This window comes from Pseudomonas sp. GD03862 (genome assembly GCF_029840855.1).
In the GTDB taxonomy this organism is placed as follows: domain Bacteria; phylum Pseudomonadota; class Gammaproteobacteria; order Pseudomonadales; family Pseudomonadaceae; genus Aquipseudomonas; species Aquipseudomonas alloputida.
Map to the genome: position 1 here is coordinate 169,892 of NZ_JAOCDI010000002.1, position 9,293 is coordinate 179,184.

Genomic DNA, 9,293 nt, shown 5'->3' on the forward strand with positions numbered 1-9,293 from the left:
TACGGCTTCTACTTCAACGCCAAAGGCGAGTGGGACGCCGTCGAAAGCGATGCTAGCGATGAGTATGAGCCAACTCACTGGCAGCCCCTACCCTCTCCACCCGCCGATGGCTCGCCAACTGGAGATCACCGAAATGACCAACCGTGAAGCACTCCGCAATGCCAATCACCAGCGCGACATGGCGCAGGCCGAATCTCGCCGGTGGCAGCTCAAGGCGCAAGTCAGTGGCGATGAGGCCGACTGGGTGCAGCACCGCATGGCCCAGAAGGACGTCGTGCACTGGGGCTTGCAGGCCGACTACTACAGCCGCGCTGCCTGACAGACGATTCCCAGGTGCGCCTCAAGCGGGGCGCATCAGGGGGAATCCACTGGAGGAATACGAAATGCCAAATTGGGTAACCAACAAGGTCAAGGCGCCGCAGGAAGTCATCCAGGCCTTGGTCAACGAGGAAGGCCGCATCGACTTTGGAATGATCCTCAAGTTCGAGGGCGAATTCCCATGGAATGGCGTTTTCGGCGATGCCGAGACTGCCGCCGAGGCCGTGCTTCGACTGCCAGTCAGCGACCATCCATTGGTTGGTGGCATGCAACGAGAAAGCCGGAGCCGCTTCGATCTGTCGAAGTTGAGCGACGAAAGCTTCGAGCAGTTCGTGCAGATGCTGCGCAACCATCGCAAGACTGGGTTCATGCATAGCATGGACTTCGCCCGTTCCGCCTGGGGCACCAAGTGGAACGCTTGCGACCAGAGCATTGAAGAGCCTGGCCTGGCCAAGTTCGACACTGCCTGGTCTTTCCCTGAGCCGGTTTTCCTCAAACTAAGCCAGATGTTCCCGGAGGCAACCATCGAGCTTGCCTACGCCGACGAAGACATCGGCAGCAACTGCGGCACCGTCACCTTCAAGGGCGGCGAAGCAGTTTCCCGAGAGGAGTCGGCCGACTGGAACAGCATGTCAGAGGCTGACCAGCAGAAATGGCAAGCCTTCGCTTACGAGGTGAAGGGATGGGAGCCTGAGCCAGACGAAGACTGAAAAACCAGCACCTCGACAGCTTGTCGTTAACTGCCCGATGCCCTGCTCCCCATCGCAGGCTGCATCGGAGTGTGATCTGAATGCGCAGGCTGATGCGCGAGTGTAAGACCTGGTGGATCGCGGGAATCATGGCCGGCAAAGTGAGTAAGCGCCCAGATGGCCATGGCGAGTCCAACAATAAGCGGCTGAAACCTTCGCCCCGGTGAAACCCCGGTGTCACTGAGGCCGCTAATAGCCAAGCCGGAGATCAGCGCCGGCCAGATCACACCCCGATGCAGAGTAGCGCCCAGCTCAGGGCGCGGTTACCGAAGCACCTGTGGACGTCCCTTCCCTCGCACTGGGGGTAAACGAATTGCGCCGCTGGATTGGTCCACGCCAAGCCAGCTGCCGGGGTAGCGCCCGGCCTCTGCATCACCCCCTTCCCTTCACTTCGACCGCATTAGGCAGGCGCCAGGCCACCTTTCACGGTGGGTTTGGTCACCCGTGCCTGGCTCCTGACCAATGCGGCCGCATAACCACCCGGAGCCGACCATGAATGATCAGCTCGATCTCTACGCCGACAGCGCCCAGGCGCGTGCCATGGATCGGCGCTTGTCCGGTGATACAGAAGTTCACTGGACAGCTGGCGTCACGCCCCAACAGGCGGCGGAGAACAACCGCACCTGGCTGGAGATGATCCGCAAGCGCGACAAGGTCCAAGCTACCAACAGCCGGAAGGCCATCGCCTCAGCACTCGACAAGATGGAAGCCATGTGCGGCACAGGCGCCGCCCGGAGGACAGCATGAACAAGAGTACCCGCCAGGCCGTGGTCGATATCATCGACTCTCGATTCACTGCCATCTGCGAGAACTTCAGCGACACGCTTCGCGGCGAACTGGTCATGGCCATTGACCTGGCCGGCCTGACTGGCGCCATCGACATTGGCGAGCAGCGCAGCTACACCGAGCGCCTTAACCGCATCATTGCGCGCGACCACGAACAGTGGATGGAGATGCACGGGAGGGTGGCATGAGCACAGCGCCTGTGAAATCGCTCATCGATGAGCAGTTGGAGCAGATCGAGCGCACCCTGGCGGTGATCAGCTTCGGCCTTCCGTTTAACGAGGCCGTCGGCCTTCCGCGAGAGACGCCAGTCTCTAGCCTGACCCGTCGCCTCAGCGCAACCATGAAGGGCCGGCGAATCGCCGTCCGTGTGCGGCCATGACCGGATATCAGCGCGCCCGACGATTCGCCATGTGGCGCGGGGGCTTCTTCACCATTTCCCTTTGCACTGCCTGGATGCTCGCCAGCGCATACGCGGGCTGCATCACCTCCTGAGGTAACCATGAGCACGACACCCCGCCTGGCCGCCCAGCTCGACTGGATGACGGTCGGATCGTTCTCGCCTGAGCGGTACCAGGGCGACGAGCGAAAAGAGTACGAAGAAGAGGCCGCTCGCATTGAGCGGCAGTGGGACAACCAACCGAACTGAGGGCATCCCAATGTTCAAGAAAGCCGAACGTAAGCAGGCAAGGCTACGGCTAGCACTTACCGGCCCATCTGGATCAGGCAAGACCTATTCCGCGCTGCAACTGGCCATCGGCCTGGGCGGCCCGATCGCGGTAATCGATACCGAGCACGAAAGCGCCTCGCTGTACGCCGACCTGACCGACTTCGATGTCACGGGGCTGAGCGCACCGTATTCGCCGGAACGGTACATCGAGGCCATAAAGGCTGCAGAGGCAGGCGGCTACTCGACGCTGATCATCGACAGCTACTCCCACGAGTGGGTCGGTTCCGGTGGCTGCCTTGAGATCAACGACACGATCGCCAAGCAGCGCTACAAGGGCAACACCTGGTCGGCTTGGAACGAGACGACGCCGCGCCACCGCAAGCTGGTCGACACCATCCTGACCAGCCCGCTGCACATCATCTGCACGATGCGCAGCAAGACCGAGACGGTCCAGGGCGAAGGCAAGAAGATCCTCAAGCTTGGCATGAAGTCCGAGCAGCGTGACGGTTCTGACTACGAGTTCACCGTAGTGCTCGACCTCCTCCACGACGGCAACGTTGCCGTGGCCACCAAGGACCGTACCCGGCTCTTCGATCAGCCTGAAGTGATCAGCCCGGATACCGGCCGGCGCCTCTTGGCCTGGCTGAACGATGGCAAGTCTCAAGCTGATCTCCAAGCTGCGGCACTCGACGACGCCCTGTCGAAGATTCCGATCACAGAAACGATGCAGGAGCTGCAGAGCGTGTTCTCGGCAGCCTATCGCGTCCTCGAGCAGTCCCCTCACCTCCTTGCGCAGTTGAACGCCGCGAAGGACCAACGCAAGTACGAACTTACCCCTCAGGAGCAATCGGCATGAATGCATTCATCTTCGACAGCGAGACCACTGGCTTCAACGAGCCGCACTTGGTCGAGGCCGCCTGGCTGCAACTTGCAGCGATCCCTGGCCTGCCAGTGGCTGACGAATTCCTACAGCGCTATAAACCGGGCAAGCCGATTGAGCTCGGCGCCCTGGCCACCAGCCACATCCTTGATGAGGAACTGGCGGATTGCCCGGACCATACCGAGTTCGCGCTGCCTACCGAGGTTGAGTATCTGATCGGTCACAACGTCGACTACGACTGGGGCGTCATCGGCCAGCCAGCGATCAAGCGGATCTGCACCGCAGCCCTGAGCCGCCGACTGTGGCCCGACGCCGACTCTCATTCGCAGTCGGCGATGATTTACCTGCACTACCGCGAGCAAGCTCCGGGCCTGCTCCGCAATGCCCACGCTGCCCTGGATGATGTGAAGAACTGCCGACTGCTGCTGGTCAAAATTCTCGATGCCCTGGCTGGCGAGCTGGGCCGCCCGGTGGCCGACTGGGAAGAACTCTGGAGTATCTCCGAAGATGCCCGCATCCCGACCGTGATCGGCTTCGGCAAGCACCGCGGCACCAAGTTCAGCGATCTGCCGGCCGACTACCGCCGCTGGCTGCTCAACCAGCCTGACCTCGACCCGTTCGTTCGCAAAGCACTGCAGCGCTAGGAGACAACATGGCTCGCGGAGTAAACAAAGTCATCCTGGTCGGCACCTGCGGCCAGGATCCCGAGGTCCGCTACCTGCCCAACGGCAACGCGGTCACGAATCTAAGCCTGGCCACCAGCGAATCGTGGAACGACAGACAGACCAGCCAGAAGGTCGAGAAGACCGAGTGGCACCGGGTGGTGCTGTTCGGCAAGGTCGCTGAGATTGCCGGCGAGTACCTGCGCAAGGGATCCCAGTGCTACATCGAGGGCAAGCTGAAAACCCGGGAATGGGAGAAAGACGGGATCAAACGCTACGCCACAGAGGTGCACGTCGACATCAACGGCACCCTGCAGCTGCTCGGGGGACGGCCTGACAACCAGGGCGGCGGCCAGCAGCAACAGCAACAACGCCAGCCTCAGCAGCAACGACAGCAACAACGTCAGCAGCCGCAGCGCCAGCAGTACCAACAGCCGCGCCAGGCGCCGCAGCAACAGAACCAGCAAGCAGGGTATGGGCCGGACCCCGAAAGCTTCGACGACGATATCCCGTTCGCCCCGCTCCACCACCTGGCGGGCGCATGATTGCCACCATGTCTCAGCCTGTGCCCGCCGTGAAGTACGCGGCGGCCATGGCCAGGTCCACTGGTCAGCCTTGGGGCGTATACCGAGGAAACAAGCGTCTACTGGTGGTTATGCCGTCTGGCTCGACGAAGAAAACGCCCATTGAGGTGTGCCACCCATGAGACGAATCCAGAAGCTCACGCAGCAGCGTCGCCGCCAGCTGCACATACACATCCCGCCCAGCGGAATCATGGAGGTGCCGTATGGCGATGTCACCCAAGGAACGCGACGAGAAGCGCCGCGCCAAAGCCGCCCGGTTGCAGGAAGAAGACCTGCGCTTGAAGGTTCGACCAGGGACTAAACAGGCCCTGCTGGAACTGATGGAGTGGGCCGGGATCGAGGAACAGGGCGAGGCGATGACTGTAATGATCCATCGCCTGCATGAACTCACCCGCGATGAGGCGGTGAAGCTGCTCACGCCTCCGCGCCACAAAATCGAGCTTCGCGGAAACGTGGCGCGCAAGCTCGACCAGTTCAGGTTGAGACGCGAGCTGCGCGCGCCAGGCCTAGAGCTCGGCGAAGACCCGGACGATACCGGCATCTACGTGATCGAGCACATGAACAGCTAACCCGATTGCTGCTGGGCGGGCCGGGATGGCTGACGAATCACTTTTTCTCGGGTTTTAGCGGTTTAACCTTCGGCATTGGGGTTCCGCTACGAACTGGCGGCAATCCGTGATCGAATGCTGGCGTCCCCTGCTTCTTGTCTTGGTTGCCTGTCTTCTGTTCGTTACTCATCATCCGCTCCGGTGTAGAAGTTACTGAAATACGCTCTCATTTTCGCCTCTGCTTCCCGCATAAGCTCTTTGTCTTCGGGAAGTGAAATGCCAGTGAATGAAGCTTTCATGATGGCTGACTTTTTCGAGCGAATTTTGAAGCGCATCTCGTTGACCTTGCTTCCAGTCAACTCGCCCTCTGCCACGTCATGCCAACCCTTTTCTGCTTCATCAGCTAGCGAAAAAAGCTCAATCGAGGCTGCATTCAACGGCTTGATTCGTGCTTTGAAGGGTAGGAATTTGTATACAACACCTACGACTTGACTTGCCGCGATGATTCCGCCCCACACCATTGATGCCTTTGTCCAAATCGTCCAGGCCCCGATGCTTGCCGAGGAGGCTACGGCCAAGAAAATCCCTATGCCCGTCTCGATTCGCTCACTTCGCTGCTGGTACAACTCCAAATAGTATGCATGGGCCCGGAGGTCCTGCAGTTCGGTCCAGTACTGCGATTGATACATGCCTGCCAATGCTCGCCTCAGCTCATCTAGGGGCGACGTAATACCTTATCCCCTCAGAAATTTCCACTGCCGCCACCGGCATAGAGGGCGGCGCATGCATGGAGAAAGCCATGAACGTCGAGACCTCGACAGTCACCAAGCTGCTGATCACTGAGGCTCAGGGCCTTGACCCGATCAGCGTGTACCTCGAAGACCTGGCGCCCTGCAAAGGCAAGATCACCGTCAGCTGCTACGACAAGACCTGGCACGCCTACTGGGGCGGCATGTGGGATGGCCTGACCATCGGTCAGTTCTTCTGCAAGCTGCACGACGCCTACATCATCGGCTACTTCGACCGGGCGCTGAGCTCTCGCCGGTTCAGTGCTGAAGCGCTGGCCGACAAAGCGCGGAAGGTCATTGTGCAAATGCGGCGTGACCGGGATCTGGACGCAGAAGATGCCCGAAGCCTGCTCGACGAAGCAGAGGATGTTCGCTACACCAGCTCGCTCGATGAGTGCGGCGGCGCCCACCGCGAGTTCATGCACCGCGTCTTCGGTGACGACTGGTGGAACCTGCCGGCCGACGCAATGGAGCGCAACCCCGACTGGGACTACCTCTGCCGCATCATCGCCACAGTTCAGCAGGCCCTGGCCAAGCAGTTCCCGATCGACGCCTGACCCGCGCTGCCCGCCAGCGCCTTCCCCTATTCAACGATAACGCCACCCCGACGAGGGCGGCGCCTGCCTGGAGGCACTATGAAGATTCAGATCAGGACGCTCTACAAGTGCGGCTCCTGTGGCGACATCCACGACGATGAAGATGGAGCCCGGGAGTGCTGCCAGCCAGAAGTGGAAGAGATGTTCGAATGCCCAGCATGCAAGACCATCCACGACGGCGAGGACGAAGCTCGCTTGTGTTGCGGCAGCGACTCGATCAAGTGCCCCTCCTGCTACCGGGACCACTCATCCATCACGCTGTCGTTCCAGGCAATCAAGATCGCCGGCCACTGCACTACCTGTAACCCGATGTTCACCATCGACCAACAGCAGGCCATCCAAGACTTGCACTACCACGAGACCGGGCGCCGCGAGCACCTGTTCGACTGATCCTCCAGCGAGACCACCATGACCACAGCAATCGACCTGTTCGCCGGCCTCGGCGGATGGAGCACCGGCGCGCGCGCCGCAGGCGTCCAGGTTCTCTGGGCGGCAAACCATTGGCCTGTGGCCGTTGAATGGCACAGCGCCAACCACCCCGACACGCAGCACGTCTGCCAAGACCTGCACCAGGCCCGCTGGGAGCAGGTGCCGGCACACGACATCTTGCTTGCCTCGCCCTGCTGCCAAGGACACGCCAAGGCCCGCGGCAAGAAGTCCGGCAACCCAGAACACGACGCTTCGCGCTCGACGGCCTGGGCGCCGGTATCGGCACTGGAGTTCCACCGACCGCAGGCGGCAGTAATCGAGAACGTGCCGGAGTTCACCGACTGGGTGCTCTACCCCGCCTGGCTTCAAGCGGTACAGGCGCTGGGATATCAGGCAGCGCCGCACATCGTCGACTGCGCCGACCTCGGAGTACCGCAGCACCGGGTGCGCCTTTTCATGGTCCTGACCCGCAGCAAGGCCCCGCTGATGCTGCAGCTGCCGCAGGAGCGACATGTGCCAGCCGCCAGCTTCCTCGACTTCGACGCCGGGCGCTGGTCGCAGATAGAGAAGCCGGGCCGGGCCCAGGCCACACTCGACCGGGTGCGCAACGGCCGCCAGCGCTTCGGCGACCGCTTCATCATGCCCTACTACGGCAAAGGCTCCGGCACCACCGGCCGCGACATCAACAGGCCGATCGGCACCATCACAACGCTGGACCGCTGGGCCCTGGTCGACGGTGACCGGATGCGGATGCTGAGCGCCAGCGAAGCCCTGGCCGCAATGTCGTTCCCGGCCGACACCCTGCGTCCGGACAGCCACCGGCTAACCATGCATATGGCTGGCAATGCGGTGCCGCCGCTCGCCGGGCAGAGAGTCATCGAAGCACTCCTCAAAGCAGCCTAGTTGTCTTGCCCAGGATCCCGAGCAATCGAGTAAAGGCAATTGTCCTGATCATCTGGGATCAAAAATTCTTTTCCAAGTTGGTAGATGGGGCCAACTAGTTCACTGCTCATCGCATACAAGCTGCCATCAATTACCTGGAAGCGCTGCACCCCTTCTGCGTCGACAACAGAACCGTCAGGCCGTATAGGTCCAACTGGAGCTCCAACAGGCCAGCGCCCCTGATACAGCGTGTGTCGGTACTTCTTGAACTCCTCATTCATCCCATTGCTCCCGTGGCTAAAACACAAACTGTAGCCGAGGTATCCCCATGCCCACAGAAAACCGATCCAGCAACACAGAGATGGTCAGCGTGCCCGAAGGGTTCATGCTGGTAGAACGCAGCATCTGGACAGAGCAGCAGGTCGAGGCCGCCACAGCGTGCATCACTCGACTGAAGGGTGTGCCAGGCATGCGCGACTGCGACCTGGCGATGGCTGCCATAGATGCCGCCCAATGCAAAGCGCCCGATATCACTCTGGCCGATCTGCTTCCTGCCCCGTACCCCCACCCCGACCCTATCGCCTGGATGGTTGGTACTGCCATCTGGTGGACCAAAGAAGAGGCAGAGCGGGATGCGGCAGAGACTGGGCTGCCGATTGTTGGCCTGGGGCCGATGTCAGGCGTAACACCCGAGCAGCTTCAAGGAGAGCCAGTGGCATGGATGGACCCGCGCTCACCTCATATGCACGCCACGATCTCGAATGAGGTCAAACAGCACAACCTGAAGTTCGGCGGGGCGCCAGCCTCAGCAGTCAATGGCTACACCATCCCGCTCTACACCCACGCCGACCCTGCCGAGGTTGAGCGGCTGCGCCTAGAGCGCCGGCGAATGGATCAGGCGTTGTCAGCGTGCGCGAACGAGCGCGACACCCTGCGCACCCTGCTGGTCGAAGCGCTAGCCTTCCTTGATGAAGCCTACAAGCATGACATCGGAACGCAGCTCAAGCGCGAGATCAAGGCCTTTTACCTATCCGCCAGCGCAGAGCCGAGCGCGCCGGTTGCGCAAGCCTGAAATAAAGTCGTTTTAACCAGCCTCCTCTGGCTCTTGCTCCAGCAGCCAGAGAGCACTTTCGATCTCCGCAATTGCGCCAGGCACCAGCTCGGCATTTACCCATTGCCAGGACGTGTTGCCTATGAGCCCGCCAATGGCTTGGCGGCGCAGTTCACCGATGTCGATGCCCTGTTGCTCCGCTGCTGCAAAGGCCGCCGCCAGCGCGTGCTCCAAATGCATAACCCTTTCTGTGGTCATGGCTGCTCTCCAGTTGGGGAGCTGAGTTTAGCCCTCTACCGATGACCCGTATGTGAAAAACGCACAAGAGCACACTTGTACTCTATTGATGTAGC

At 61.1% G+C, this 9,293-nt stretch carries 17 protein-coding genes; 14 read left to right on the top strand and 3 right to left on the bottom strand.

Annotated elements, in window-relative coordinates:
* The first annotated feature begins 64 nt into the window (after nucleotides 1-64).
* The 10 genes from N5D53_RS02285 to N5D53_RS02330 all read left to right on the top strand — a co-directional run bounded on the left by N5D53_RS02285 (nucleotide 65) and on the right by N5D53_RS02330 (nucleotide 5,215).
* Nucleotides 65-319, top strand: coding sequence for a hypothetical protein (locus tag N5D53_RS02285; RefSeq protein ID WP_279839603.1), 255 nt, complete (start codon nucleotides 65-67; stop codon nucleotides 317-319).
* A 64-nt stretch (nucleotides 320-383) separates the two neighbouring features.
* Nucleotides 384-1,028, top strand: a complete 645-nt coding sequence (locus tag N5D53_RS02290) for a hypothetical protein (RefSeq protein ID WP_279839604.1) — start codon at nucleotides 384-386, stop codon at nucleotides 1,026-1,028.
* 531 nt (nucleotides 1,029-1,559) lie between these two features.
* Nucleotides 1,560-1,814, top strand: a complete 255-nt coding sequence (locus tag N5D53_RS02295) for a hypothetical protein (RefSeq protein ID WP_279839606.1) — start codon at nucleotides 1,560-1,562, stop codon at nucleotides 1,812-1,814.
* Nucleotides 1,811-2,041, top strand: a complete 231-nt coding sequence (locus N5D53_RS02300) for a hypothetical protein (RefSeq protein WP_279839608.1) — start codon at nucleotides 1,811-1,813, stop codon at nucleotides 2,039-2,041. Before N5D53_RS02295 ends, N5D53_RS02300 begins: the two co-directional genes overlap by 4 nt.
* Entirely contained in the window at nucleotides 2,038-2,232 is a 195-nt protein-coding gene (locus N5D53_RS02305; protein WP_279839610.1) for a hypothetical protein, read from the top strand. Before N5D53_RS02300 ends, N5D53_RS02305 begins: the two co-directional genes overlap by 4 nt.
* A gap of 120 nt (nucleotides 2,233-2,352) precedes the next feature.
* Entirely contained in the window at nucleotides 2,353-2,499 is a 147-nt protein-coding gene (locus N5D53_RS02310; protein ID WP_193774200.1) for a hypothetical protein, read from the top strand.
* Nucleotides 2,500-2,509: 10 nt separating this feature from the next.
* Complete coding sequence (locus N5D53_RS02315) at nucleotides 2,510-3,376, top strand: ATP-binding protein (protein WP_064614147.1); 867 nt, start codon at nucleotides 2,510-2,512, stop codon at nucleotides 3,374-3,376.
* Nucleotides 3,373-4,044: a 3'-5' exonuclease gene (locus tag N5D53_RS02320; protein WP_098090833.1), complete on the top strand. Its 672-nt coding sequence runs from the start codon at nucleotides 3,373-3,375 to the stop codon at nucleotides 4,042-4,044. Before N5D53_RS02315 ends, N5D53_RS02320 begins: the two co-directional genes overlap by 4 nt.
* Before the next feature lie 8 nt (nucleotides 4,045-4,052).
* Nucleotides 4,053-4,607, top strand: a complete 555-nt coding sequence (locus N5D53_RS02325) for a single-stranded DNA-binding protein (RefSeq protein WP_279839617.1) — start codon at nucleotides 4,053-4,055, stop codon at nucleotides 4,605-4,607.
* A 242-nt stretch (nucleotides 4,608-4,849) separates the two neighbouring features.
* A complete protein-coding gene (locus N5D53_RS02330) occupies nucleotides 4,850-5,215 on the top strand; it encodes a hypothetical protein (RefSeq protein ID WP_279839619.1) in 366 nt (121 codons plus the stop codon).
* A 161-nt stretch (nucleotides 5,216-5,376) separates the two neighbouring features.
* Here N5D53_RS02330 and N5D53_RS02335 read toward each other — a convergent pair whose 3' ends face one another.
* Entirely contained in the window at nucleotides 5,377-5,883 is a 507-nt protein-coding gene (locus tag N5D53_RS02335; RefSeq protein ID WP_279839621.1) for a hypothetical protein, read from the bottom strand.
* Between the two features lie 110 nt (nucleotides 5,884-5,993).
* Between N5D53_RS02335 and N5D53_RS02340 the strand changes: the two genes are divergently transcribed.
* From N5D53_RS02340 to N5D53_RS02350, 3 genes are all read left to right on the top strand, one after another.
* A complete protein-coding gene (locus tag N5D53_RS02340) occupies nucleotides 5,994-6,539 on the top strand; it encodes a hypothetical protein (protein ID WP_279839623.1) in 546 nt (181 codons plus the stop codon).
* A 78-nt stretch (nucleotides 6,540-6,617) separates the two neighbouring features.
* The gene (locus tag N5D53_RS02345; RefSeq protein ID WP_279839625.1) at nucleotides 6,618-6,968 is read left to right on the top strand and encodes a hypothetical protein; all 351 of its coding nucleotides are present in this window, start codon (nucleotides 6,618-6,620) and stop codon (nucleotides 6,966-6,968) included.
* An 18-nt stretch (nucleotides 6,969-6,986) separates the two neighbouring features.
* Nucleotides 6,987-7,910: a DNA cytosine methyltransferase gene (locus N5D53_RS02350; RefSeq protein WP_279839626.1), complete on the top strand. Its 924-nt coding sequence runs from the start codon at nucleotides 6,987-6,989 to the stop codon at nucleotides 7,908-7,910.
* On the opposite strand, the gene N5D53_RS02355 is transcribed toward N5D53_RS02350, so the two are convergent.
* On the bottom strand, nucleotides 7,907-8,170 hold the full coding sequence (locus tag N5D53_RS02355; protein WP_279839627.1) for a hypothetical protein: 264 nt from the start codon (nucleotides 8,168-8,170) through the stop codon (nucleotides 7,907-7,909). The two genes, N5D53_RS02350 and N5D53_RS02355, sit on opposite strands and share 4 nt — an antisense overlap.
* A 47-nt stretch (nucleotides 8,171-8,217) precedes the next feature.
* Here N5D53_RS02355 and N5D53_RS02360 point away from each other — a divergent pair, with 47 nt between their 5' ends.
* On the top strand, nucleotides 8,218-8,961 hold the full coding sequence (locus N5D53_RS02360; protein WP_279839630.1) for a hypothetical protein: 744 nt from the start codon (nucleotides 8,218-8,220) through the stop codon (nucleotides 8,959-8,961).
* A gap of 12 nt (nucleotides 8,962-8,973) precedes the next feature.
* Here the strand turns inward: N5D53_RS02360 and N5D53_RS02365 are convergent, their stop codons facing one another.
* Nucleotides 8,974-9,198 (bottom strand): hypothetical protein, encoded by a 225-nt coding sequence (locus N5D53_RS02365; protein ID WP_110160043.1) that lies wholly within the window; start codon nucleotides 9,196-9,198, stop codon nucleotides 8,974-8,976.
* Nucleotides 9,199-9,293: the final 95 nt, after the last annotated feature.

Bases quoted from the DNA above. Each gene is read 5' to 3' on its own strand.
- N5D53_RS02285 (WP_279839603.1), top strand. From the start codon at position 65: ATGAGCCAACTCACTGGCAGCCCCTACCCTCTCCACCCGCCGATGGCT.
- N5D53_RS02290 (WP_279839604.1), top strand. From the start codon at position 384: ATGCCAAATTGGGTAACCAACAAGGTCAAGGCGCCGCAGGAAGTCATC.
- N5D53_RS02295 (WP_279839606.1), top strand. From the start codon at position 1,560: ATGAATGATCAGCTCGATCTCTACGCCGACAGCGCCCAGGCGCGTGCC.
- N5D53_RS02300 (WP_279839608.1), top strand. From the start codon at position 1,811: ATGAACAAGAGTACCCGCCAGGCCGTGGTCGATATCATCGACTCTCGA.
- N5D53_RS02305 (WP_279839610.1), top strand. From the start codon at position 2,038: ATGAGCACAGCGCCTGTGAAATCGCTCATCGATGAGCAGTTGGAGCAG.
- N5D53_RS02310 (WP_193774200.1), top strand. From the start codon at position 2,353: ATGAGCACGACACCCCGCCTGGCCGCCCAGCTCGACTGGATGACGGTC.
- N5D53_RS02315 (WP_064614147.1), top strand. From the start codon at position 2,510: ATGTTCAAGAAAGCCGAACGTAAGCAGGCAAGGCTACGGCTAGCACTT.
- N5D53_RS02320 (WP_098090833.1), top strand. From the start codon at position 3,373: ATGAATGCATTCATCTTCGACAGCGAGACCACTGGCTTCAACGAGCCG.
- N5D53_RS02325 (WP_279839617.1), top strand. From the start codon at position 4,053: ATGGCTCGCGGAGTAAACAAAGTCATCCTGGTCGGCACCTGCGGCCAG.
- N5D53_RS02330 (WP_279839619.1), top strand. From the start codon at position 4,850: ATGGCGATGTCACCCAAGGAACGCGACGAGAAGCGCCGCGCCAAAGCC.
- N5D53_RS02335 (WP_279839621.1), bottom strand. From the start codon at position 5,883: ATGTATCAATCGCAGTACTGGACCGAACTGCAGGACCTCCGGGCCCAT.
- N5D53_RS02340 (WP_279839623.1), top strand. From the start codon at position 5,994: ATGAACGTCGAGACCTCGACAGTCACCAAGCTGCTGATCACTGAGGCT.
- N5D53_RS02345 (WP_279839625.1), top strand. From the start codon at position 6,618: ATGAAGATTCAGATCAGGACGCTCTACAAGTGCGGCTCCTGTGGCGAC.
- N5D53_RS02350 (WP_279839626.1), top strand. From the start codon at position 6,987: ATGACCACAGCAATCGACCTGTTCGCCGGCCTCGGCGGATGGAGCACC.
- N5D53_RS02355 (WP_279839627.1), bottom strand. From the start codon at position 8,170: ATGAATGAGGAGTTCAAGAAGTACCGACACACGCTGTATCAGGGGCGC.
- N5D53_RS02360 (WP_279839630.1), top strand. From the start codon at position 8,218: ATGCCCACAGAAAACCGATCCAGCAACACAGAGATGGTCAGCGTGCCC.
- N5D53_RS02365 (WP_110160043.1), bottom strand. From the start codon at position 9,198: ATGACCACAGAAAGGGTTATGCATTTGGAGCACGCGCTGGCGGCGGCC.